Genomic DNA, 23929 nt, shown 5'->3' with positions numbered 1-23929 from the left:
CAATAGGGTCTTAGGGCATGACGACGTTTCTGGACGGATATCTCAAATCACCGTTGTCCGGCATCGCTCCTTGGGTGTTGATGTCGGTCCTATCGTCGCCGGGCCGATTCGAGCAAGCCGTCTGCTTCGCCCTGGGGCTGGCATTGTTCACGATGTGGCTCGGACGTCGCCGCGGCATTGCGATCCATGTCCTCGATGTCTTCGGCGCGACCTTCTTCGCGGTTCTGGCGGCCGTGGGACTGGTTGCCTCTGCGCACGTCATCAGCTGGATGGAACTCTGGGCCGGCGAACTCACGAACATCGCCTTGGCGCTCTTCGTCGTCACGACGATTGTGATCCGCCGCCCCTTCACCCTGCCGTATGCGAAAGAACAAGCGCCCGAGGAATATTGGAATACGCCGCTGTTCATCAGGATCAACTACGTCATCTCGGCGGTATGGGCCGGCGCCTTCACGTTCGCAGCGGTGGTCGGGTTGATCGGTGACGCCGTCCTGCACGACGCGAACAATTTCTGGACCGGTTGGGTATTGCAGCTCGCCGGGATCTTCTTCGCGATCTCGTTCACCGGGTTCTATCCCGACTTTGCCGGCGCCAGGGACGCCGCCCGCCGCGGCGAGCCTGAACCGGCACCGTCACTGGTGAAGCTATTCGACTGGTTGCCGATGTTCATCCTGATCGCCGGCATCTTCGGCTGGGCTACCGACGCACTGCCCGATGCGCTCGGAATCGGCATGATCGCGGTCGGCATCGTCGGGAACGCCGTAGTCAAGAAGCTGTCACCCACGGCCGACGAACCGTCCCGCTGATTGCCCGACCGGTAGCGTCGGCGCGGCGGCCTACCGCGAAATTCAAGCAACGGTGCAGGTCATCGACACCGATCTCGATGACGGTCGGACTACTTGTCCCCACAGGACGAAGTTTCGCGGATTTGTCGGCGTCCGGAAGGGTTGGTCGGACCGCCGGTACCGGGTAGGTTGGGCATAACCGTAGTTACTGGCCAGTAGGGAGAATCCCGATGCCCGCTCCGTCCACCGCCGACTTCGCCCGGCTCCGCAAGCTCGTCGCGATCGACGACCTGGATGCGCGCCCGACCAAACCGATCGACGAGGTGTTCACCGGCAAGGAGCTGACCACCATTCCGGTCGGCACCGCCGAGGATGTCACCGCGGCCTTCGCCAAGGCCAGGGCCGCTCAGGTCGCGTGGGCCAAGCACCCGGTCAAGGAACGCTGCGCGATCATCGAGCGGTACCGCGAGCTCGTGGCCAAGAATCGCGAATTCCTGATGGACGTCGCGCAAGCGGAAACCGGCAAGGCCCGCTCGGCCGCTCAGGAAGAGCTCGTCGACATCATTCTGAACGCGCGCTACTACGCGCGCGAGGCAGAGAAGCTACTCGCCCCCAAGCGCGTCCAGGGGCTGCTGCCCGGTGTCGTCAAGACCGTGGTCAATCACCATCCCAAGGGCGTGATCGGGGTCATCTCACCATGGAATTACCCGATGACACTGTCGATTTCGGATTCCATTCCAGCGCTGCTGGCCGGCAACGCCGTGGTGGTCAAGCCCGACAGCCAGACGCCGTACTGCACGCTGGCCAACGCCGAACTGCTGTATCAGGCGGGCCTGCCGCGCGATGTGTTCGCGGTGGTGCCGGGCCCCGGTTCAGTAGTGGGCACCGCGATCGTGCAGAACTGCGACTACCTGATGTTCACCGGTTCCACCGCGACCGGCCGGTCGCTGGCCGAGCAGTGCGGCCGGCGACTCATCGGCTTCTCGGCCGAACTCGGCGGCAAGAACCCGATGATCGTCGCCAAGGGCGCCGACCTCGATGTGGTGGCCAGGGCCGCGACGCGAGCATGCTTCTCCAACGCGGGTCAGCTGTGCATCTCGATCGAACGCATCTACGTCGAACGCGAGATCGCCGATGAATTCACCCACAAATTCGGCAACCGGGTGCGCAGCATGAAGCTGTCCCCCGCATACGATTTCACCGCCGACATGGGCAGCCTGATCTCCGAGGATCAGGTCAAGACCGTGTCGGGCCATGTCGCCGATGCAAAGGTCAAGGGCGCCAAGGTCGTTGCCGGTGGCAATGCCCGGCCCGACATCGGCCCGCTGTTCTTCGAGCCGACCGTGCTCACCGACGTCACCGACGAGATGGAGTGCGGGCGCAACGAGACCTTCGGTCCGCTGGTGGCGATCTACCCGGTCGATTCCGTCGAGGAGGCCATCGCGAGGGCCAACGACACCGAGTACGGGCTCAATGCCAGTGTGTGGGCGGCCAGCAAGTCCGAAGGCGAGGCGATCGCGGCCCAGATCGACTCCGGCACCGTCAATGTCGACGAGGGTTACGCGCTGGCGTTCGGCAGCACCGCCGCTCCGATGGGCGGCATGAAGGCCTCCGGCGTCGGCCGTCGCCACGGCGCCGACGGCATTCTCAAATACACTGAATCACAGACCATTTCAACCGCGCGCGTGCTGAACCTGGATCCGCCGCTGCGGATTCCGCAGACCTTGTGGCAGAAGGCTTTCACGCCGCTGATCCAGGCGGTGCAGAAGCTGCCCGGACGTTAACCTTCTCTCGCGAGCAGACACGCAGGTCCCGCTCCAGCGGCGTGTCAGGATACCTGCGCGTCTGCTCGCGGGAGGAAATCAGCTGTCCCGGAACAAGCAGGGCCTCAGTCATGTTCGGGTCACCGACGCCGGCTCGGAGGCCCCTAGAACGGAGGCGGTGGCGGCGGGGGCCCCGGGGGCGGCAGCGGCGGCCCCCAGAAGGGTGGCGGCGGAAGAAGCGGAGGAGGTGGAGGCGGCGGGGGTGGCGGAGGCGGGAAGAGCGGAGCCGGCCCAAGCTGGACACTCGCAGGCACCGGTGCCGGCTGGGCATCGGCGACACCGGACAAGCCGAGCGCGCAGGCCAAGAGCGCTCCGCCGGCGACCACCCCACCGATCCCCCACTGTGGGAATTTGCGTCGTGTCATATCGTGCACCTCCTCACCATCACGGTTATGACGACCATCTAATGGAACTCCTGTTCGCGAAAGTCGCCTAACCGAAGACATAGCGAAAACTTAACCACCACACATCTTTTACAAGATCTCCACGAAGCGATTACCCGGTTCCCACCCACGGCCTGTACCGTTCTGAGCCACGTACGACCTCGAGGCGGCGATCCTGCAACGACACTCGCCCCGGCTGTTCCCGCCGGACAAGCCGTGCCTCGCGAACTCGTCGACGAGGCCCTTCAGTTCGCCAGCATGCGCCGTCCAATTCCAACGTGCAGCCCTGGCACACGATACTCACCTCGGGTCCCGCGCGCGACCGGATCGTGAAGGCGCGATGGGTATCGGCCACGATGACACCGAAGCCAGACGACTTGCGGTGCTGCGCAACTGGAGGTTCTTCGGCGCACCGGTGCCGTCTGCGGTCGGCGAACACGTCTCGTTTCTCGAAGACCGACCGCGCCGGTCCAGCCGAAAGTGTCGGCGACGCCCGGGCATGGTGTCTTGACCTGCCGAATTACGCAAACGTTTCACGACGATGTCACTACGATCGATGGGCACGTACACCGGTCGATGGGGATGGCGGATGAATCTCGAGAAAGTCGTTTTCGGATTCTTCGTATTGTTCGCCGCCACCCTGAACTTCGGATTCTTCATCGGCGACATCGACGACCCCGGCGTGCACAACAGCTACGAGCTCTATGCGGCAGTCGTCGTCAACCTCATTGCGACCGTCCTCAAGTTCGGTGACCGAACCCAGATCGGGGCGGTGCACCTGGCTACGAGTCTGGTCGCCGACCTCCAGCTGATCGCGGCGACACTGGTTTGGGGATATGCGTCCTACGTGACCGCGCACGTGACGCGGGAGGCAACAGCGAGCGTGGTCTCGCTGTCCGGCGGCGCACTGATCGCCAACATCGTGTCGGTAACCTTGTTGCTGGTCGAAACCGTGTCATTTCACCGCCGGTAGATGGACCAGCCGTGAGCCTGCTGGTGTTCTGGACACGCATGTTCAAAGCGGAGCCCGCGGGCCGTCCGCCACGGTGGCGGATCCCGCTGTCCACGGCCGGGCGAGCGTCGGCATCGATCTTCCTGGTCATGCGCCGGATGCGGGCACCGTTGATCGTGCTGATCGTGATCTTTGCGGTCAGTACGGTGGGTCTCACCCTGATCCCCGGTCATGACGCCGCGGGGCGGCCCTGGCGGATGGGGTTCTTCGACGCGTTCTACGTCATGAGTTACACCGCCTCCACCATCGGCTTCGGCGAGATCCCGCACGCCTTCAGCTACAACCAGCGGATGTGGTTGACGATCTCGATCTACCTCACCGTGGTGGGTTGGGCGTACGCGATCGGGTCGCTGCTCGCGCTGCTGCAGGAGCGCAGCTTCCGGCAAGCCCTGGCTCTGCAGCATTTCACCCGCAAGGTGCAACGGATGCGCGAACCGTTCCTCCTTATCGCCGGTTACGGGCGCACCGGCGAACTGCTGGCCGACTCACTGGATGCACTGGGGCGGCGATTCGTGGTGCTCGACCGCGACGACGCCCGCATCGCCAACCTGGAGCTGGCGTCATATCGCGCCGATGTGCCGGGCCTGGCGGCAGACGCCGGCGACCCCGAACACCTCACCGTCGCCGGTATAGACCTGCCCTCGTGCGAAGGGGTACTGGCGCTCACCGACGACGACGAGATCAACCTCGCGGTCGTGCAGGCGGTGGCTCTCCTGCGGCCGGATCTGCAGGTGATCACCCAGGCGATCTCGCCCATCACTGCTGAACGGATGCATGCCTTCGGTGCGCCCACGGTGGTCAACCCGTTCGATCGGTTCGGCGATCACCTCAGCGTCGCGCTGCGCGCCCCCGCGTCCTACCAGCTCATGACCTGGTTGGAGAGTGGGCCCGGAGCTCCGTTGCCACCTCGGGGAACCCCGCCGCCGCAGGGTCTGTGGGTCGTCTGCGGGTACGGGCGCTTCGGGCGCGAAGTTGCTCGCGATTTACGCGCTGAGGGACTCGACGTCACTGTGGTGGAGCCGCAGAGCGTGACGGACGACGACCCGGAATCAATCGTGGGGCACGGTTATGAACCGGGCGTGCTGGCCCGCGCGGGTATCGAGAACGCGAGCGGGTTCGTGGCAGGAACGAGCAACGACACCACCAACCTTTCGTTGATCGCTGCGGCCCGGCGGGCCAACCCGACGCTGTTCATCGCGGCCCGGCAGAACAAGGCGACCAGCGCACCGCTGTTCGCCGCTGTCGACGTGGACTCCCTGTTCGTCCCTGCCGACGTCGTCGCACACGAGGTGTACGCACAGCTCTCCGCGCCGCTGATGTGGCGGTTCCTGCAAGAGGTACCGCGACTCGACAATGAGTGGGCCGCCGATGTCATCGACCGCCTTACCCAGTTGTGTGGCGAAAACCTGCAGGCGGTGTGGAAAGTACGACTGACCATGGCGGAGGCCCCAGCGCTCCGGACGTCGTTGCGCGGGGGCGGCCTACGGCTCGGCGACCTGCTGCGCAGCCCGGACGACCGCGATGAGCGGTTGCATGCGGTCCCACTGCTGCTCGCGCGCGCCGACAGCACAGAGGTGGACGTTGCGCCGGACGACAACGCTGTGGTTGGCCTTGGCGACGAGCTGTTACTCGTCGGATGGCCGTCCGCGCGCCGCCTGCTCGATTCCACGCTGCTGATTGACGCGACCCGGGAGTACGTCCTGCACGGACGCCATGTGCCGTCGAGCTGGATCTGGCGCAAACTGGCCCGTAGTTCAGGCTGACATCCAGCTACCCTACGGTCGGCGCAGCGGCGGTGGCTCCCAGTACTGCTCGCTGCGTGGTCGGCAACGAGAAACCGACGGACAAGTGACGCAATACACCCTCGGTGTGGCCGTGTGACCATTCGAGCATCTGACCGGATTGGCCTGCACCGCAAGGGAAGTCGGTATCGGCACCGGTATCGGTTGCGCGCCAGAGGAATTCGAGTGGTGCAGGTTCCGTTCGCTCCTGATCTTCCGGGAGCAGTCGGGTCCACTCCGGGCACGCGGCCATCGAATGAATACAGCGATATCGCTCACATATACCGCAGCCTGCCCGCTTGGGCCGGGCACCCGCTCATCGCCACGCGTACTGTGAACAGTAATCATGCTCTTCCCGACGTCATCGCCGCTGAAATACCTACTCACTACAGGTCTCGCCACGATCGTCGCCATCTCGGCGGCGGGTTGTAATTCCTCCGATCCCGGCTCCGCCCGGTGGGGTATGACGCCCACCACAGCCACGGATGCTCCGTCGTCGGCGACAACCCCACCGGCTCTCGGCGCAACGACGAAGCCAGGCAGCTTCAACTACAACCGTCTGCTGCTGACACCCGCCGACGTAAGCATTCCGCCAGACACCTTCACGGTCAGGTCGTCCAGTACCGACCCGAACGGTATGGCCGGCGCCAGCGCGTTTTTCGTCAACACCGATGACACCAAGGCCATCGCCGACACGATCCTGATCTATCCCGATGCGGCCACCGCCACCGCCACGTTGCGACAAGCATCGTCGGCGGTCAGCACCATCGTCACCGGCGGGCCACCGCAACCGTTTCCGGTCGGTTCGAACGGCACCATCGTGACTGGCACCTCTCCCGACGGCGCCAAAGCGGTGTCGCTTCTGATGTTCACCAAGGACCGCGCACTGGTTCGGCTGGAGTTCGACAGCGCCCCCGGTGAACCGACATCGCCGCAAGTGGTGACCAGCGTGGGAAATATGCAGGAAATCGCCCTGCGGGTGGGATTGCCTGCGGTGTAACAGGTGCCGCGGAAAGGTGTGCCGCGGATCACCAACTGCGCAGGGCCTTTTGGCGTCACACGCCATCCGAAAGCACCGGGCGTCCGGGTTAACTCGTGCTGGCCAGCACGAACGGCAGCACTTCGAGCGCTCCGGCGTCCCGCAGCGCCCGCGCTGCCATCGTCAGTGTCCAACCGGTGTCGGTCATGTCGTCGACCAGCAGGACGGGCCCGTCGCAGTCGATATGCGGTGACTCCCAGCAGCCCTCCAACGCCGCAACCCGGTAGGCCGAGTTCGCGGCGGTCACCGGCCGACGATCCGGTGCATACCGCAGCGTGCCGAAATCGATCAGCCGTCCCAACTGCGCCAGACGCTGCACGGTCGAGGAGATCAAGACCGGATGACGTACCGAATCCAGGCCCATGACAGCGACCGGACGACGCTCCCAGTTCCAGGCCTTCAGCACTGCCACCGCCGCGTGCACGACCTCGTCGGGCACCTCCTGGTCGGGCTCGGCGAGCAGTTTGCGTAGCCGCGCACCCCAGCCCAGGTCTGTGAGCCGGCCGATGGCACGCCCCGGGGCAGCGCCGGCGTTGATGCGCCCAGACAGCGCAACGCCGAGTGAGGCCAACCCCGACGGCCACTGCTTACGCGGGGCCACCGGGACGCCGGGACGCCGTAGCCGCTCCCGGGTGGCCGTAAGGGTCGCCTCGTCGACAGCGGTCGCGTAGCGGCTTCCGGTGCAGTTGTCGCAGCGTTCCCCAGGCTGCAGTTCAGGATCGTCGAGTTGCCCACGCAGGAATGCCATGCGGCAGCCGTCGGTGTCCAGATAATCGAGCATGGCCTGCTGCTCGCGGCGGCGAGCCGCCTCCAGCGCCCGGTAACGCTCCTCGTCATAACTCCACGGCGCGCCCGTACTGATCCAGCCGCCCTTGACGCGGCGCACCGCACCGTCCACGTCGAGCACCTTGAGCACCATCTCCAGCCGCGACCGGTTCAGGTCCACGAGGGTTTCCAGCGTAGGAACCGACTGTGGGCGTTCGGTGTCGAGCGCCCGGATAACATTGCGCACCATGGGTTCTGACGGAAAAGCCACAGAGGCGAAGTACCGCCAGACGTCTTGATCCTCCGCACCCGGCAGCAAGACTACCTCCGCACTGGAGCTGCCGCGGCCGGCGCGACCGACCTGCTGGTAATAGGCGATCGGTGACGACGGTGCGCCCAGATGCACGACGAAGCCGAGGTCGGGCTTGTCGAACCCCATCCCGAGTGCCGACGTCGCCACCAGGGCCTTCACCTGGTTGTCCAGCAAGTCGGCTTCCAGCTGCTCACGTTCGGCAGTGTCGGTGGACCCGGTGTAGGCGGCCACCTTGTGGCCCTGCTCGGACAGCAGCGCGGCGACATCGTGGGCCTGCGCCACGGTCAGGGTGTAGATGATGCCCGACCCTGGAAGCGAATCCAATTGTGCGGCAATCCAAGCCGCACGTTGAGCAGGATTGCCCGCTTTGACCACCGCGAGCCGCAGCGACTCGCGGTCCAGCCCACCGCGCAGTACCAGGGTATCTTTGGCATCCCTGGCGCCGACTCCGAGCTGGGCCGCAACATCGTTGACCACGCGGTCGTTTGCGGTCGCGGTGGTGGCCAGCACCGGGATGTCGGCGCCCAGCTCGGCGATCAGCGTGCGGATGCGCCGGTAGTCGGGCCGGAAGTCGTGCCCCCAGTCGGACACGCAGTGCGCTTCGTCGACCACCACCAGACCCGCATCGGCTGCGAGCGCAGGCAGCACGTTGTCACGAAAGTCCGGGTTGTTCAATCGTTCCGGGCTCACCAGCAGTACGTCGAGCTCGCCGTCAGCGACCCGTCGATGAATCGCGTCCCATTCGGTGACGTTGCCGGAGTTGATGGTCGCGGCGGCCACCCCGGCACGTTCTGCGGCCGCGACCTGGTTGCGCATCAGGGCCAGCAACGGCGAGACGATGACCGTCGGACCGCGCCCGCTGCCGCGCAGCAGCTTGGCCGCGATGAAATAGACCGCCGACTTTCCCCATCCGGTGCGCTGCACCACCAATGCCTGGCGGCGCTGCACCACGAGCGCCTCGATCGCGGTCCACTGATCATCGCGCAGCACAGCGGCGGGTCCGGCCAGTTGTTCGAGAATCGTCTGAGCCTGCTCGCGGGTTGCCATGGATCCATACTGCCGGGGCGGGCTGACAGAGTGTCCACCGCGCAGGGCGCAGGAGCCAGCGGAACTCTTTCTTACAGAACCCGCTTCGCCCCGCTTCGTCACGCTGGAGTGGCGCTCGCGGTCGACTGTCACGCTAGCGTGACAGTCGACAGGCCCTTGCAGCACGGACCCGGCGGAGAATCTCACCTTGACGGTCTCCCGCGGTCACTCGCACGTTGATCCACCTGCGCCGCTGCAGTCGGTCAGCCCTTCTCAGGTCCCACCGGTATTGCCAGTCATTGAGTCGATGCTGCTCACCGTCATACTCGACGCCGACTTTGATGTCCTCCCAACCCATATCGACAAACGCGAACGGGTCTCCTGGACCGTCGAACACCGGGATCTGTGTCTGCGGCCGAGGCATGCCGTCGTCGATGATGATCAGGCGTAACCAGGTTTCCTTGGGCGACTGAGCCCCACCGTCCATCAGACCGAGCGCGGTCCGAGCCTGTTCGATACCTCGGCGCCTGGCGTATCGCTGCATCAACAAGTCGACGTCGGCGGACTTGAGATCCGTCGCACCAGCCAAGGCATCGAGAGCGGCGACCGCTTCATCGCGCTGATACCAACTTCCGATGTCCAGTGCCGTGCGAGCCAACGAGGTCACCGGCAGACCCGCGATCCGAACCACCTCATCCTCGTCGATCTGCTCGGTACGAACTTTCAAACCCGCGAGCGGGTTCCTGTTGGAGTGAATCAGCTCCAGAGGCGCAGCAGCGTCAACCCATTTCGCCCCGTACAGCGCCGACGCAGACTTCCCGGCGATGATCCCACGTCGTCGGGACCACAGCCAGGCTGCGCGTGCACGGATCTCCGGAGTGAGTTCGGTACCGGGACTCACATAAATATCCCGGAAGACCCTGGTGTACCTGGTGCGTAGCGCGCTCTTGAGCAACTCGCCCCTCGCGACGGCCTCACTGCCGACAAATGGCTCCCCCATGACGAAAGAGTTTGCCGCGCAACGCCCGAGGCGTCACTTCCGTTATCCACAGGCTCTGGCGTGACACTCGGCATCCACAGCCACACTGGCGTGACGCTCGACCACGCGTGCTTTGGCTGCTACGGCCCAACCGACCACGTTGTCACGCCAGCGTGACGCTCGAGGCCGACAGCCACTCTGGCGTGACAAACCGGGGACAGTGACAAGCTGGGGACAGTGACACCCTGGGGACAGTGACAAGCAGGGGGCAGTGACAAACCTGGGACAAGGGTGCCGGCTTACATCCGACGCGACAGGTCTCCGTCGTCGTGGCGATGCGGCTGGGGGGCGACCGGAGCCGGCCCGACACTCGGCCGGTTCTCACTCGGCCCGGCTCCGGAACTGTGCGGGCTCGCCGGCGCCTGGTGTGAGCGCTCGTTCAGCTGTGCCTCACGGGCATCCTGGCCGGCCTGTCGCTGGTCCTGCTGAACATCGCGTTCGTTCTGCCGCGCCTCGCGCTCATCTTGTTTGGCGTCCCGCTCGTTGAGCTTGGCCTCACGCTCGTTCAGCGGCTGGATGCCACCGGGACGACCTGCCGCTCCTCCGCCGGACGTGCCGTCCCCCGGAACATCGGACCCGGAACCACCGCCACCCTTGGCACCGTCCATGGCCTTCATGGCGGGCTCCATCAGCGAGCCGAACTGCCCACCCATACCGCCGGCGGCCTGCGCGGGCTGACTGGCCATCTGACCCATCTGGCCGAGCTGGCCCATCATCTGACCCAGCTGCCCGACGCCTTGCTGGCCGGATTGGTCAGCGTTCTCGTACGCGCCCTGCGCGTCGGAGAGTTTGCCGTTGAACGTGTTCTCTTTGGCCGACAGCGCGGTGACGTTGGCGGTCAGCGCGGCCGCCATGGTCGGCAGCAAGCCGGCGATCGTCATGCTCATCGCGTCCTCACCGGCCTGGATGGTCGGCATTTCCGGCAGCTGGATGGGAGCGGCAGACCAATTCAGCGCGCCGGGGGTGGTGAACGGTGTGCTGCTCACGAGGCACCTCTTTCAAACTCGATCGCACCTACCCGCATGACGGCCGGCTCACCAGTCATCGTCCACGTCACCGTCGTCGAGCTCGTGCTCGAGAGGGGCGGGAACTGCGAGTCCCTGTGTAGTGCCACCACCGGAGCCGCGATGCCCCATCGCGCCCATCGGTCCCATGCCTCCGGAGGCAACCGGAGCCACCCCGCCGAACGCATTGCTGCCGGCCATAGCGGGGTCGGTGGCCACCGCCACCGGCGAGGTACCGCCCACGAGCTTGCCCATCAGCGGTGTCTGCGCGCTTCCGCCGCCGGAGCCCGGCAACGACGCCGCCTTCATCAGCCCAGCACCCGAGCTCGGACCGGAGCCCCCGGCTGCGGGATGAGTGGAGAACGCGGCGAAGGGCATCGGACCGCTGCCGGCCCCGCCTTTGCCTGCTGAACCGAACATCTGGGTCAACTGTTGCAAAGGCTGGGTCAGCTGTTGCAGCGGTTGGGTGAGCTGCTGGGGGATCTGGCCGAGCAGCTGCGGGATCTGCCCCAGCAGCTGCGGCAGCTGGCTCATCATCTGCATCATCTGCTCGCCACCCTGCTGCGCGGCCTGCTGAGCCTGGGCCGTGGGCGGCGTGGTGACCGCCGGGATGTTGGCAGTGGTGCCGAGGCTGCTGGCCAGCTCCGAGGTCGCCGCCGTCACGGTGGCAATGTTCTGCGACAGCCCCATCTTGATGACGCCCTCGATCAACTCCTGCTTGTTGTCGATCGGCAACGCCTGCAACATCTCAACCTCATGCTGGACCTGCTGCGCGGTGGCGTTGACAGCTGTCTTGGTCTGCACGACGGCCGCTGCCATGGCGGTGAGCTGGGTCGCGATGGCCTGGGCCTGAGCCCCGTTGGCCTCGTGGTGGCCGATCATGGTGGTGGCTTCGCCGGATGCGGCCATGGCCCCGTCACCCTGCCAGACCTCGTTGAGTTTCATCAGCTGGTTGGTCTGCTCGGGCACGATGCTGCCGGTGATGTTGGCAGCCAACTTCTGATAGGACGTCGACGCCGCGGTCAGCTGCTCCTCGTCGATGTTCGGCCACCCCGGACCCGTCACCGTCTGCGACCCGTATGGGCTGCTGTCCGGCGGCATCCCCATGCCACGGCCCCCTCTCCCCGTAGTGCACATGCGGAGCAAACATTACCGTGCCGAACAGGGGCGGCAACGCGTCTTTATCCCCGATCAACCCGGAGGTCGGCGTGCCCAAGTGCACAACGCCGACATGGACAAGGTCAACGAATCACTGAATTCGAAGGCTGTGGGCCGCGGCAAGAGCTCCAACGCGATGGCCCTGCTGACCACCGTGATGACCGACGGTGGCGGCCGGGTGCCGCGCTGGCTGAAATGGCTCGGCCAGCCGCTGCATCATCCCGGCCAATCCGCGTCTCTGTATGTGGGACTCAAGGATTGGTCGCAACGCAAACGCGACGGTGCACCGTTTGGCCGACGAAATGTACGGCGTGCCGTACAGGAGCATCGGCGAGATATTCGACATCCCGATGACGGCACACTTCCTCGGCGGCGAATACCGGCGGCTCGAACCGATCCCGCCGCAGTGCCCGGCGGTGCCCGCGAATGCACCGGCGGCGTTGCGGCTCAGCGGCGGCCGGGTCAGTGGTGACGTAACTTGCTGACCAGCTCGGCCTTACGCAGCGACGAGTAGCCCGACAGACCTATTTCTTTGGCCCGTTTCTTGAGTTCGGCAACTGTCCAATCCTCATAAGAGCCGGACTTGCCGCCTTTGCGACCCTGTGTGGACGCGCCCTTCCGGGCAGCCGCGTTGGATATCCTCGCGGCCTTCTCCTTGGAGTCACCCTCTTTGCGAAGATCCCGATACATTTTTTCGTTCTTGATAGATGAATTCGGCACGCGGGCCACCTCCTCGGCAGATTTCTGTCTCTCGTAATTCCCCTTCCGCAGGCGGGCAAACCAAACAGCACCGTGACGGTCAGCGCACGATTTCACGGTGACCGGCGTCGAGCCGGCGGGTCCAGCCGCGGGAATCGAGGTGCTCCAGCAGCGGGATGGCGACGCGGCGCGTGGTGCCGAGTGCCTGGCGCGCCTCGCTGGTGGTGAACGGCTGGTCCAGCCGGGCCAGCTCACGCATCGCCAGGGCGGGCGCGGTCGGCAGCAGCACCACCCCGTCGCGTAGGCGCAGCAGCCGGCCGGCCCGCTCGGCGGCGGCGAGTTCACGCGCGCCCAGGTGCAGGGCGGTCAGGTTGTCGGCTTCGGGTGCGTGAAAAGGATTGTCCCGCAATCTTTCTATCAGTTCTGCGATTGCGGTCTCAGCGGGGCCGAGATCGTCGGGACGGCCGGGCCGCCGGATCAGACCGGCGGCCTGATCGAGACCCGCGGCGCGGCTGATCTCGTCGAGCAGCGCCGGGTCGGGTAGCGCCAGCAGATCGCAGGCAGCCCCGCGAGACATGCCGACGGCCAGCGGATCCCGCTCATGCAGCTCCTGCACCGCGGTGCGCAGCCGTTGCTGCCACGCCTCGTACGTGGGCGCATGCACCCACCAGTGTCCGATCACGCAGACACCTATCGGTGCCTCATCGGTCCGAAAGCTCAACCGGTGCAGGTGTTCTTCGGTGACCACACCCCGACGGGCCACCTCGACGAGCACATCGCCGTGCGGATCCATCCCGGCCAGCGCACCGACCCGGCGGGCGCTGTCACCACGGCGCCGCAGTGCGGGCGGGTCGGCGTCGAGTACCTGAGCACCGCCCAGCACCCGACGACCACCCGGATGTCTCAGCACCAACCGGTCGCCGAGCACGAGCGGCAGCCGCCGGTCGAGCACGAGCCGGGCGTGGTCGGCGTCGAAGGGACGCAGCCGGGCCGGCACCGCCGCGGTACCGACGTGCACGGTGAGTCGTTCGGGAGCATCGCTGAACGCGGCGCCGCTGACGCGGCGCACATCGAGGATGTGGGTGGTCTCCCACGCGCCGGGAGTCAACAGCACATCGCCGCGGCGGACCTGATCGGCCGGCACCCCGCGCAGGTTGAGCGCGGCCCGGGTCACCGGGCCGAGTGCGGGGTAGGGCTGGTTGCGAGATTCCAGACCACGAACGACCGCCTCACGCACCCGCCGCCGGCCGATCAGTTGAAGCCGGTCACCTTCGGCCAGCGTGCCCGCCGCCAGCGTGCCGGTCACCACCGTCCCGGCACCGGTGATGGTGAACGATCGGTCCACCCACAGTCGCACCCGGGCAGTCGGTGCCGGATCAGGCAGCGCACCCAGTACGCCATCCAGTGTGGTTCGCAGCTCACTCAGACCGGTGCCGTCGACTGCCGACACCGCGACCACCGGGGCATCGTGCAGCCCGGTGTCGGCCAGTTCGGCGCGGACCTGTGCGATCACGTCGTCGACGCGGTCCGCAGCGCGGTCGACGCGGCTGATCGCCACCAGGCCGTGCCGAATGCCCAGTGCCGCGACGGCGTCGCGATGGTCGCTCGACTGCGCCCGCCAGCCCTCGTCGGCGGCGACCACGAAACACACCACCGGAGCCGGCCCGAGCCCGGCCAGCATGTTGCCCAGAAAGCGTTCATGCCCAGGCACGTCGACGAAGGCGACCTCCCGTCCCGAGGGCAGCGTGGTCCACGCGAAACCGAGGTCGATGGTCAGGCCGCGGCGACGCTCCTCGGCCCACCGGTCCGGTTCGATACCGGTCAGAGCGCGCACGAGCGTGCTCTTGCCGTGGTCGACGTGCCCGGCTGTGGCGACAACGTGTTGCTGCACCGTCAGCCACCCAGCGCGGTCTGCACCGCGGCCAGCACCCGCTCGTCGTCGGACTCGGGGACACAACGCAGGTCGAGCAGGCAGGCGCCGTCGTGTACCCGCGGCAGCACCGCGGGATCGCCGGCCCGCAGCCGGGCCGCGACAGCCTCGGGTAACCGGACCGCCCAACCGGGCAGCGGAACACCGGGGGCACCGCCACCGCCGACACGTCCGTCGTGCGGAACCACGGTCGCGCCCACGGCTTCAGCGATGCGTACGGCCCGGGTCCGCAACCCCTCGGCGTCGGCGTGCAGCGCCTGGATGACCGGGGCCGGCCCGCCGCACAGCGTGGCCTCCAGCGCCGCGAGGGTGAGCTTGTCGGCGCGCACGGCACGCGCGAGCGGGTGGCGGGCCATGCGGGCCACGACGTCGGAGCGGCCCAGCACGATCCCGGCCTGCGGACCGCCGAGCAGCTTGTCGCCGCTTCCGGTGATCACGTCGGCGCCGTCGCCCAGCGCCGTGGCGGCATCGGGCTCGTCGGGCAGCAGCGGATCAGACGCAAGCAGCCCGCTGCCGAGATCTGCTACGAGTGGTATATCCTTGTCCTGCAATAGGTTTCGAATCTCATCCAGCGAGACCGCCGACGTGAAGCCGGTGACCCGGAAATTGCTCGGGTGGACCTTGAGCACACATCCGGTGTCCGGGCCGAGCGCATCGGCGTAATCCCGCAGATGCGTGCGGTTGGTGGTGCCGACCTCGCGCAGCCTGGCCCCGGCGGATGCGATCAGGTCCGGCAGGCGGAACCCGGCACCGATCTCGATCAACTCGCCGCGGCTCACCACCACCTCACGGCCCGCCGCGAGTGCGGTGGTGGCCAGCACCAGCGCGGCGGCGCCGTTGTTGACCACGAGCGCATCCTCGGCCGCGGGACACGCCGCGAGCAGAGCTTGCCGAGCCGCGACCCCGCGCTTGGACCGGGTGCCGGTCGCGAGGTCCATCTCCACGTCGACGTATCCGCTGGCCGCGACCAGGGCGTCCACCGCCGCCCCCGACAACGGCGCGCGGCCCAGATTGGTGTGGACGACGACACCGGTGGCGTTGAGCACGGGCCGCAGGGACATCGGTGCCCGCGCGGCCAGAGCCGCCACCACGGTCGCCGCCACCTCCCCTGGCGGCAGCGCCCCTTGCCGCGCCTGCTCCTGGGCCTTGAGCACTGTGGCGCGGACAGCGCTGTCGCCCAGGCGTTTTCGGGCCTCACGCACCTCTGGTAGCGCCAACAGCTGGTCGGTACGCGGGATGTGCCGACGCGGATCGAGCTGGGTCACTTGCCCTCCTCGAGCGTCGACAACGACAACTGGCGGAGGCGGACGGGAATCGAACCCGCCAGACCGAGATACTCGGCCTCACCGGTTTTGAAGACCGGGGGGCCCACCAGGAACCCAAACGCCTCCGCCGCTCAACTTAGCCAATGCCGCGAGCGGCTACATTGGCGCCATGGAATCCGTTCGCCTGACCGGTTATGCCCACGGCGGAGGGTGCGCGTGCAAGATCCCGCCGGGCGAACTGGAGGACGCGGTGCGTGGGCTGGTCGGCCAGTCCGGGGACAACGTCCTGGTCGGGCTCGACGACGGCGACGACGCGGCAGCCGTGCTGATCCGCGACGACCTCGCGGTGCTCTCGACCGCCGACTTCTTCACGCCCGTGGTCGACGACGCCTACGACTGGGGCCGGATCGCCGCGGCCAACGCACTGTCCGATGTGTACGCGATGGGCGGGCGTCCCGTGGTCGCGATCAACCTCGTCGGCTGGCCACGCGAGACTCTGCCGATGGAGCTGATGACCGAGGTGCTCCGCGGCGGGCTTGCGGTCGCCTCGCAGGCGGGGTGTCCGGTGATCGGCGGCCATTCCATCGATGATCCGGAGCCCAAGTACGGCATGGCGGTGACGGGTGTGGCCGATCCGAATCGGTTGCTACGCAACGACGCCGCCGAGCCAGGCCTACCGCTGACACTGACCAAGCCGATCGGCGTCGGGCTGCTGAACAACCGGCACAAGCAGACCGGCGAGGTGTTCGCCGAGGCAGTGGCGACGATGACCGCGCTCAATCGCGACGCGTCCGAAGCTGCTTTGGCGGCCGGTGCACGGGCAGCCACCGACATCACCGGGTTCGGGTTGCTCGGACACCTGCACAAGATGTGCCGGGCCTCGGGCGTGGGCGCGGTGATCGACCGTCGTGCGGTGCCGGTGATCGACGCCGCTCTCGACGCATTGCGCGACGGCTACGTGTCTGGCGGCACCCGCCGCAATCTCGACTGGGTGCGGCCGCATCTACGCCCCGGATCGGGTGTCACCGAGGACGATCTACTGCTGCTCGCCGACGCCCAGACCTCCGGTGGCTTGCTCGTGGTCGGTGAAGTGCCCGGATATCCCGTCATCGGGCACACAGTGGCCGGGGACGGCATCGAGGTGCGCAGATAGCGGCGTGGCTCGCCGCCATCACTGCATGGGTCATCGCCCTGTTCGCCCTTGCCCTCATCGAGAGCCTGCACGACACGTCCGCGATCCGGCTGTGCCTGCACGCGGCTTACCGTGTCAAGACGCGCTGACGATCTCCCCGAGCTCGGCGGCGGCGCTGCGCAGCCTCTCCACCAACGATTCGCCGCTCACGGACTTCAAACGTTGGTCGAGGCCCGAGAGCCCGAGGCCGCCGACGAGTTCGCCGCTGGTGCTGCGCACGGGCACCGCGATGACGAAAAGGCCTTCCTCGAGCTCGTTGTCGAGCGTGCTGTAGCCGCGCGTGCGCACCTGGTTGAGCTGCGAGATCAGCGCTTCGCGGTCGGTGATGGTGTGCGGTGTGATCGCTTCGAGACGCTCGGGCAGCAGTGCCCGGATCTGGTTGTCGTCGAGGCCGGCGAGCAGGACCTTGCCCGTCGCGCTCGCGTGCAGCGGGAAGCTGCGACCGACATACCGCTGTGAGGGGGCGAGTAGTCGGGTGCTCGCGGCCTGCGCGATGGTCTCCTGCGTTGTCGGGCCGGTGAACACGGTGTACTCGACCGACTCGTTGAGTTCGGCCGCGAGGCGATCGAGGACCAGCTGGACCCGGGGCAGGATGCCGCGATAGGGGTCCGCGAGGCGACCCAGCGCTGCGGTGCGCCAGCCGAGCGCGAAGGTGCCGCCGTTGCGGGTCAGCAGGCCGCTGTGCGCAAGGCTGAGCAGCAGCCGATGGGCCGTGGGGCGGGGGACGCCGGTCTCGAGGGCGAGTTCGGCGGCGCTGGCCCCGTTGGGGTGATTGCCTGCGGCGATGAGCAGCGATGCGGCACGAAGCGCCGAACGGTTCAGCTGATTGGACGGATCCGACTCGCGATCAGAATCGACTTCACCGTCCATGTCCTGTACGTGCTCGTCGATGCGAATCACCTCCCCTTACCGAGCGCCCAGTTTAGGGCTTGCGTTCATACGGGCTCGTTAATTATTTTGGACACAATGTCCGATTAATGGACATCATGACCAAATTTCTATCGGAAGATCAGCGATGACCCTGCCCGCGACCATGTCCGCCGTGCTATTGACCGGCCACGGCGGTCCCGAGAAGCTCGAGTACCGCACCGATGTGCCGGTACCGCAGCCGCGGGCCGATGAGGTGCTGATCCAGGTCGAGGCCGCGGGCATCAACAACACCGACATCAACACCCGCATCGGTTGGTACTCGAAGGCCGTCAGCGGCGACACCAACTCGACCGCGAGCGATGGCACCGACCAGGCGGACCACGACGATGCCTCGTGGTCGGGGGTGCCGCTGAGCTTCCCCCGCATCCAGGGTGGAGATGTCTACGGCAAGATCGTGGCCGTCGGCGCTGACGTCGACGCCGGCCGCATCGGGGAGCCCGTGGTGGTGCGCAACCTGATGCGCCATTACGTCGACCGTCGTCCCTACGAGTGCTGGACCTATGGCAGTGACTGCGATGGCGGCTTCGCCCAGTTCGCGGTCGCCCCGTCGAGCGAGTCGTTCACGGTGCACTCCGACCTCTCCCCGGCCGAGCTGGGCACCATCTCGATCGCCTTCACGACCGCCGAGGGGATGCTGCACCGCGCCAATATGGGCGCGGAGCGGGTTGTCATCACGGGCGCCTCGGGCGGTGTCGGCCTCGCGGCGGTCGAGCTGGCCAAGCTGCGCGGTGCCGAGGTCATCGCGGTCTGCTCGGCGAGCAAGGCCGACGCCGTGCTCGCCGCGGGCGCGGACCGCGTGATCGACCGGACCGCCGACATCGTCGTCGAGCTTGGCCCCCGCTCGATCGACGTGGTCGTCGACGTCGTCGGTGGCGACGGCGTGAACACTCTGCTCACTCTGCTGCGCCGCGGGGGCCGCTATGCCATCGCCGGGGCCATCGGCGGGCCGCTGGCCGAGATCGACCTGCGCACCGTTTACCTCAACGACCTCTCGCTGTTCGGCTGCACTTTCCAGGAGGACGCCGTCGTCGAGAACATCGTGCGCTACATCAACGAGGGCAAGCTCAAGCCGCTGGTCTCGAAGACCTACCCGCTGAGCGAGATCCACCAGGCGCAGGAGGACTTCATCGCGAAGAAGTACCCCGGCAAGCTCGTCCTGATCCCACCGCCCGTCGAGATCACCGCGGATCCAGCCGACGCCTAGGGCGCCGCGCGCGTAGCCCCCGAATCAACTGTGAACACTAGGAACTCACCCACCATGAAAATTTCGAGGATCGACCTCTTCCAGATCGACCTGCCGTACTCGGGCGGGGTCTACCATCTCTCACGCGGGCGCACCTATGAGACGTTCGACGCCTCGATCGTGCGGATCACCGCCGACGACGGCACCGTGGGTTGGGGCGAGAGCACGCCGTTCGGCTCGACCTACGTCGCCGCGCACCCGGGTGGCACCCGCGCCGCGATCGAACTGGTCGCGCCGGTGTTACTGGGGCAGGATCCCCGCCAGGTCGACCGGATCAACGATCTGATGAACGAGACGCTGCTCGGGCACAACGACGCGAAGGCGGCACTGGACATCGCGTGCTGGGATCTCTTCGGTAAATCGGTCGGGCTGCCGGTGTGCGAGCTGCTCGGCGGGCGCACCAACGTGCCGCTGCCACTGATCTCGTCGATCCACACCGGCGAGCCCGAGGAAATGCGTGCCCGCGTCGCCGATCACCGCGCCCGCGGCTACCTGGGGCACTCGATCAAAATCGGTACCGCCGATCGCGACGGCGGCCCCGCGGTCGACGCCGAGCGCATCGTCGCCTGCCTGGCCGACCGGCAGCCGGGCGAGTGGTTCCTGGTGGATGCCAATACCGGGCTCAGCCCGGAGACGGCGCGCCGGCTCTTCAACCTGTTGCCCGACGGTCTCGATTTTGTACTCGAATCGCCCTGCGCCACCTGGCGCGAGACGCTGTCGGTGCGCAAGGCATCGCCGTATCCGCTCATCATCGACGAGCTGGCGTGCAACGACGACGACCTGATCCACGCGATCGAACTCGACCTCGCCGACGGCTTCGGCCTGAAAGTCACCCCGGCCGGCGGGCTCACGCCGGGTCGTCGCCAGCGCGACATCGCCAGGGCCGCGGGCCTGATCGTCGCCGTGCAGGACACCGTCGGGTCGGAGATCTCCTACGCTGCGGTGGTGCACCTCGGCGCGACGGTGCCCACCCACCTGCTGCGCTGCGTGCTGAACACCTCCGACATGGTCACGCTGAGCACAGCGAAGTTCGAGCCGATCGAGGTCGACGGCGGCGTGCTGCCCCCGAATCTGCCAGGGCTCGGCATCGAGGTCGACGAGTCGGTACTCTGCGACGCTCGCGCCAGCTGGAGTCTGCAATAAAAACGTCGGTGGGGCGCGGCGGCCCACTGTTGCCACGCACTGAATTTGCTGATGATGCTGCCACTTTCGATGCGTACGCGGCACGGAGTGGTTCATCGACGTGATGACGGCACGCTCGCCCAGCCACACCTGTGACAGGTGACTACATGAAGTTCCTCGTGTGCAGCGCGGAGATGTCCGCGGCTTCGTCTGCCGGGAAACCGAGATGGACCAGTCGCCGCTGGCGCCCCTCGTCCATTTCAGCCTGCAACGTGAGCACGGCGCGGTAACCCGCTGCGATCGCGGCGGGTTCCCAACTGCCGGACGCGAGCAGGACAACGGAGTCGAACACGTCCGCGTTGAGGCCCGCAGTGTCGACCAGGTCGCGGTCGCGAATGTCAAAGGGCGAGTGGGTCGTAGCGCCGCGCTCGACCAACGCACCCGTGCGGCCAGGCCCCAATGCGCAGGTGCGGAGGCCACGATACCGTCCGGGTCGGGGGCGCCCGCGCGTTCGGCGCCGAGCCATCGGTCGCGGTTTCCCGGTTCGACCGTCCAGGAATCGTCCCCACGCATTACCCGGTGGCCGAATTGTCGGCACCAGGCGGGCAGGTCGACCGCGAGAGCCGGTGCCCGGCCGACGATTTCGACGGTCTGGCCGGGCAGCACGGAATTCAGCGCACGTTGCAGCAGCAGGTGCGCACCGTTTTCGAACCCGAGGTTCTCGAGATCGACGCGGCGGTGGGTGCGGTGTCGACCACAGTCATATTGCAGTGGTCGAAAGGCGTTGTCTGACCGATGATCCGCAGACTGGACGGCGGTACGGTACCGTCCCGGCCGAAGCCGAGATGGTTGGTGTCGATGATCGCCGCGGCGTCGGCGCGGCCGTCGAGCACGGCGTTCGATGCCCAGCTCTTTACGGAATGCCGAACCTCCACACAACCGCATCACCCCGTCGGCACTTTCGAATCAGCTTCCGCTGCAACAGATTTCACCGCAACACCCGCAACATCGCATCGGCGCGCCCGGTCTCCAGCGCGCTGAGCGTGTCGTCGAGGAACAAGGCGGCCCCGTCGACCAGCGTCAGCAGCCGAGCATAGGCACGGCGCTGCTCAGGTTGTTCGGCCAAGCTCTGCTCGAGATGCTCGAGGCGGCTGTGAGCCAGGCGCGTGCCCGCGGCGACGATCAGCGGCCGCATCAGCCCGACCGAGAACGCACGGCAGAGTCCACAACAACCTCGGTACGTAGGCGGGCCAGGTAGAGCGCTCGCCACCGTACCGGCTTCAGCCCGCCGTGGTGATCGAGTCGTCGGTAATGCCTGCCGCGCGGCGTGCGGCCAGCCTGCGCTTCTGCGGCTCGATGGTGTAGCGCGGGTCCTTGGCGGAATGGATGCCCGCCTCGAAGACGCCGAACCGGGTCAACGCCGAGGCCGCCAGCAACGCCAGGCCGGAGACCGCGGCGACGAGGCGGTTACGCCCACCGAGCACCGCACCCACGCCACCGGCGACGGCCAGCCGCTCGGCCCACCGCAACATCTCCCCCGCCGTACCGTGATGCAGCGGTTCGACCGCCACGGGGTCCATGCGCCGCTCCATCAGCTTCATGGCCGTGATGTCACCGACCACGCCGAGTGCGGCCAGGGTGCGCGCCGGGCCGGTCTCGGCCACCGGCGTGGTGATCATCGCCAGACCGGCCGAAGCCAGGCTCGCGGAGCTGACGAACACGAACGGCAGGTCCCGGTGGGCGTCGTTCCAGGTCGGATTCGCGGTGTCGGACAACAGGACCGCGGTGTAGACGGCCAGCGGCGCGGCGAACACGCCCGCCTCGAGCCCGGCCGGCCCCTCGACGGCGCGCAGCACCGGGCGCAGTGGTCCGAGCGGCAGCCGCTCCCCCGTCATCCGGTCGACTTCGGCGACCGCCGCGACGCCGATGCCACCGCTGAACGCCGAGAGGATCCACGACCCGACGCTCATCGGCGAGGTGATCTTGAAGGTGCGCATCATGTTGTAGAACCGGTCCGGCCGCCCCAGATCGGCGACCAGCGCCACCGCGCCGAGGCCGACCGCGCCCAGCGCACCCAGCCGGGCGTTGCGCCGCAGGGTGGCCCGCCCCGTCAGCTGTGCGCCGAGCCCCAGCAGACCCGACCCGCCGGCGACCCCGCCGAGGAACAGGTACGCCGCGACTTCATGGCCCCATGGCGGCGGCTTGACCACCGGACGGCCGTAGTACGAAGTGAATTCGGCATCCGGCACCATCGGCATCTCACGAGCGCCGTCCCCGCCGGCTCCGGCACCGCGGCGGCGACGCTTGCCGCCGCCGCGCCGACGCCGCGGTGGCTCCGGCGGCCGATAGCTGTCGAATTCGCTCATCGCGATTGTCTCCTCTTCGCGCAAGCGCTCATCGCGATTGTCTCCTCTTCGCGCAAGCGCTCATCGGCGCCCCCCGCGGAGGAACGAGAACGCCGCCGCCGCAACCATTCCCAGCGCCGCGATCCCGGCCCGCTTGTACATCGTCATCAGATCGGCAGTGCAGACGCGCGGATCCGGCGGCAGGCCGTATACCTCGGGTTCGTCGAGCAGCAGGAAAACCGAGCCCGTGCCGCCGACCCCGTCGAGTTCGTTGGCGCCGTAAAGCCGGGCCTCGGTCATCCCCTGGGCATGCAGCTGTGCCACCCGCTCGCGCGCCTCGACGACCAGATCGTCGTGGTCACCGAACTTGATCGACGTCGTCGGGCACGTCTTCGCACACGCAGGCGTCTGGTCCTCGACGAGCCGGTCGTAACAGAGCGTGCACTTCTGGGCGACCCCGCGATTGGGCACCTCGGGCTGTTCGCCTTTACGGTCGCCGGGTCCGGTCGTCGTCGCGACGGTCCCGTCGCTGCGCCGTTCCACCACGCCGAACGGGCAACCGGCCACGCACGTGCCGCAGCCGTTGCACACGTCGGCCTGCACCACCACCGTGCCGAACTCGGTCCGGAACATCGCGCCCGTGGGGCACACATCGAGGCAGCCGGCATGCGTGCAGTGCTTGCACACATCCGAGGCCATGAGCCAGCGGAATTCGGGAGTGTCAGGCGGGGTGATATCCGGCTCTGGCGCACCGATACTCGGCATCCCGAGACCTACCAGCGCGCGGCCGGACTCACGTGCCTCCTCGATGCGGTCCCGGTTCTGCTCGACGAAGGCGACGTGGCGCCACGTGCTGGCGCCGAGAGCGCCGGTGTTGTCGTAGGACGATCCGAGCAGCTCGAGGTCGCCGTCACGCGGGTTACGGTTCCACTCCTTGCACGCCACCTCGCAGGCCTTGCAGCCGATGCAGATCGAGGTGTCGGTGAAGAAGCCCTTGCGCTCCGCGGTGTGCTCCGCCCAGTGCGCGTCGGCCGCCGGATCGCTCGGTCCCGCGAACTGACCCATCAGCGCTCCC

23 protein-coding genes and 1 tRNA gene are annotated in these 23929 nt (G+C 67.2%); 10 read left to right on the top strand and 14 right to left on the bottom strand.

From position 1 onward, the window contains the following. Positions 1–17 precede the first annotated feature (17 nt). Positions 18–806, top strand: a complete 789-nt coding sequence (locus H276_RS0106245) for a hypothetical protein (RefSeq protein ID WP_019970450.1) — start codon at positions 18–20, stop codon at positions 804–806. 209 nt (positions 807–1015) lie between these two features. Continuing rightward, entirely contained in the window at positions 1016–2569 is a 1554-nt protein-coding gene (locus tag H276_RS0106240; RefSeq protein ID WP_019970449.1) for a succinic semialdehyde dehydrogenase, read from the top strand. A 143-nt stretch (positions 2570–2712) separates the two neighbouring features. Here the strand turns inward: H276_RS0106240 and H276_RS23890 are convergent, their stop codons facing one another. Beyond that, positions 2713–2973 carry a hypothetical protein gene (locus H276_RS23890; RefSeq protein WP_081625412.1) on the bottom strand — a complete coding sequence of 87 codons (261 nt, stop codon included), beginning with the start codon at positions 2971–2973 and terminating at the stop codon, positions 2713–2715. A 607-nt stretch (positions 2974–3580) separates the two neighbouring features. Between H276_RS23890 and H276_RS0106235 the strand changes: the two genes are divergently transcribed. From H276_RS0106235 to H276_RS0106220, 3 genes are all read left to right on the top strand, one after another. After that, entirely contained in the window at positions 3581–3964 is a 384-nt protein-coding gene (locus tag H276_RS0106235) for a DUF6394 family protein (RefSeq protein ID WP_018602254.1), read from the top strand. A gap of 11 nt (positions 3965–3975) precedes the next feature. After that, positions 3976–5766, top strand: coding sequence for a TrkA family potassium uptake protein (locus tag H276_RS0106230; protein ID WP_019970448.1), 1791 nt, complete (start codon positions 3976–3978; stop codon positions 5764–5766). 481 nt (positions 5767–6247) lie between these two features. Then, on the top strand, positions 6248–6784 hold the full coding sequence (locus H276_RS0106220) for a hypothetical protein (RefSeq protein WP_019970446.1): 537 nt from the start codon (positions 6248–6250) through the stop codon (positions 6782–6784). Positions 6785–6872: 88 nt separating this feature from the next. Here the strand turns inward: H276_RS0106220 and H276_RS0106215 are convergent, their stop codons facing one another. From H276_RS0106215 to H276_RS0106200, 4 genes are all read right to left on the bottom strand, one after another. Continuing rightward, a complete protein-coding gene (locus H276_RS0106215) occupies positions 6873–8948 on the bottom strand; it encodes an ATP-dependent DNA helicase RecQ (RefSeq protein ID WP_019970445.1) in 2076 nt (691 codons plus the stop codon). A gap of 133 nt (positions 8949–9081) precedes the next feature. Continuing rightward, complete coding sequence (locus H276_RS0106210) at positions 9082–9927, bottom strand: hypothetical protein (RefSeq protein WP_019970444.1); 846 nt, start codon at positions 9925–9927, stop codon at positions 9082–9084. Positions 9928–10205: 278 nt separating this feature from the next. Then, on the bottom strand, positions 10206–10952 hold the full coding sequence (locus H276_RS0106205) for a hypothetical protein (protein WP_019970443.1): 747 nt from the start codon (positions 10950–10952) through the stop codon (positions 10206–10208). A 48-nt stretch (positions 10953–11000) separates the two neighbouring features. Next, entirely contained in the window at positions 11001–12077 is a 1077-nt protein-coding gene (locus H276_RS0106200; protein ID WP_019970442.1) for a hypothetical protein, read from the bottom strand. Positions 12078–12105: 28 nt separating this feature from the next. Between H276_RS0106200 and H276_RS0106195 the strand changes: the two genes are divergently transcribed. Continuing rightward, positions 12106–12600 carry a hypothetical protein gene (locus H276_RS0106195; RefSeq protein WP_155942975.1) on the top strand — a complete coding sequence of 165 codons (495 nt, stop codon included), beginning with the start codon at positions 12106–12108 and terminating at the stop codon, positions 12598–12600. On the opposite strand, the gene H276_RS23885 is transcribed toward H276_RS0106195, so the two are convergent. From H276_RS23885 to H276_RS0106175, 4 genes are all read right to left on the bottom strand, one after another. Next, on the bottom strand, positions 12591–12848 hold the full coding sequence (locus H276_RS23885; RefSeq protein ID WP_026356646.1) for a Rho termination factor N-terminal domain-containing protein: 258 nt from the start codon (positions 12846–12848) through the stop codon (positions 12591–12593). The genes H276_RS0106195 and H276_RS23885 overlap by 10 nt on opposite strands. Before the next feature lie 79 nt (positions 12849–12927). Beyond that, on the bottom strand, positions 12928–14718 hold the full coding sequence (selB, locus tag H276_RS0106185) for a selenocysteine-specific translation elongation factor (RefSeq protein ID WP_019970440.1): 1791 nt from the start codon (positions 14716–14718) through the stop codon (positions 12928–12930). A 2-nt stretch (positions 14719–14720) separates the two neighbouring features. Then, a complete protein-coding gene (gene selA, locus H276_RS0106180; RefSeq protein ID WP_019970439.1) occupies positions 14721–16022 on the bottom strand; it encodes an L-seryl-tRNA(Sec) selenium transferase in 1302 nt (433 codons plus the stop codon). Between the two features lie 30 nt (positions 16023–16052). Then, positions 16053–16148: transfer RNA gene (locus H276_RS0106175), tRNA-Sec, on the bottom strand. A gap of 43 nt (positions 16149–16191) precedes the next feature. Here H276_RS0106175 and selD point away from each other — a divergent pair. Then, positions 16192–17175 carry a selenide, water dikinase SelD gene (gene selD, locus H276_RS0106170; RefSeq protein ID WP_019970438.1) on the top strand — a complete coding sequence of 328 codons (984 nt, stop codon included), beginning with the start codon at positions 16192–16194 and terminating at the stop codon, positions 17173–17175. A 114-nt stretch (positions 17176–17289) separates the two neighbouring features. Here selD and H276_RS0106165 read toward each other — a convergent pair whose 3' ends face one another. Further along, on the bottom strand, positions 17290–18114 hold the full coding sequence (locus H276_RS0106165) for an IclR family transcriptional regulator (protein ID WP_155942974.1): 825 nt from the start codon (positions 18112–18114) through the stop codon (positions 17290–17292). A gap of 115 nt (positions 18115–18229) precedes the next feature. Here H276_RS0106165 and H276_RS0106160 point away from each other — a divergent pair, with 115 nt between their 5' ends. Both H276_RS0106160 and H276_RS0106155 read left to right on the top strand, forming a co-directional pair. Further along, entirely contained in the window at positions 18230–19348 is a 1119-nt protein-coding gene (locus tag H276_RS0106160; protein WP_019970436.1) for an alcohol dehydrogenase family protein, read from the top strand. A 54-nt stretch (positions 19349–19402) separates the two neighbouring features. Continuing rightward, the gene (locus H276_RS0106155) at positions 19403–20530 is read left to right on the top strand and encodes a mandelate racemase/muconate lactonizing enzyme family protein (protein WP_019970435.1); all 1128 of its coding nucleotides are present in this window, start codon (positions 19403–19405) and stop codon (positions 20528–20530) included. Between the two features lie 142 nt (positions 20531–20672). Here the strand turns inward: H276_RS0106155 and H276_RS24975 are convergent, their stop codons facing one another. Next, positions 20673–20945: a hypothetical protein gene (locus H276_RS24975; protein WP_196807847.1), complete on the bottom strand. Its 273-nt coding sequence runs from the start codon at positions 20943–20945 to the stop codon at positions 20673–20675. Between the two features lie 23 nt (positions 20946–20968). Here H276_RS24975 and H276_RS24970 point away from each other — a divergent pair, with 23 nt between their 5' ends. Further along, positions 20969–21301: a hypothetical protein gene (locus H276_RS24970; protein WP_019970433.1), complete on the top strand. Its 333-nt coding sequence runs from the start codon at positions 20969–20971 to the stop codon at positions 21299–21301. Between the two features lie 196 nt (positions 21302–21497). Here H276_RS24970 and H276_RS0106140 read toward each other — a convergent pair whose 3' ends face one another. From H276_RS0106140 to H276_RS0106130, 3 genes are all read right to left on the bottom strand, one after another. Beyond that, the gene (locus tag H276_RS0106140; protein WP_019970432.1) at positions 21498–21704 is read right to left on the bottom strand and encodes a hypothetical protein; all 207 of its coding nucleotides are present in this window, start codon (positions 21702–21704) and stop codon (positions 21498–21500) included. Between the two features lie 85 nt (positions 21705–21789). Continuing rightward, entirely contained in the window at positions 21790–22875 is a 1086-nt protein-coding gene (gene nrfD, locus H276_RS0106135) for an NrfD/PsrC family molybdoenzyme membrane anchor subunit (RefSeq protein WP_019970431.1), read from the bottom strand. 60 nt (positions 22876–22935) lie between these two features. Further along, the gene (locus H276_RS0106130) at positions 22936–23919 is read right to left on the bottom strand and encodes a 4Fe-4S dicluster domain-containing protein (RefSeq protein ID WP_019970430.1); all 984 of its coding nucleotides are present in this window, start codon (positions 23917–23919) and stop codon (positions 22936–22938) included. Positions 23920–23929: the final 10 nt, after the last annotated feature.

Source organism: Mycobacterium sp. 141 (assembly GCF_000382405.1).
In the GTDB taxonomy this organism is placed as follows: domain Bacteria; phylum Actinomycetota; class Actinomycetes; order Mycobacteriales; family Mycobacteriaceae; genus Mycobacterium.
This window is presented reverse-complemented; position numbering and strand designations above follow the sequence as displayed.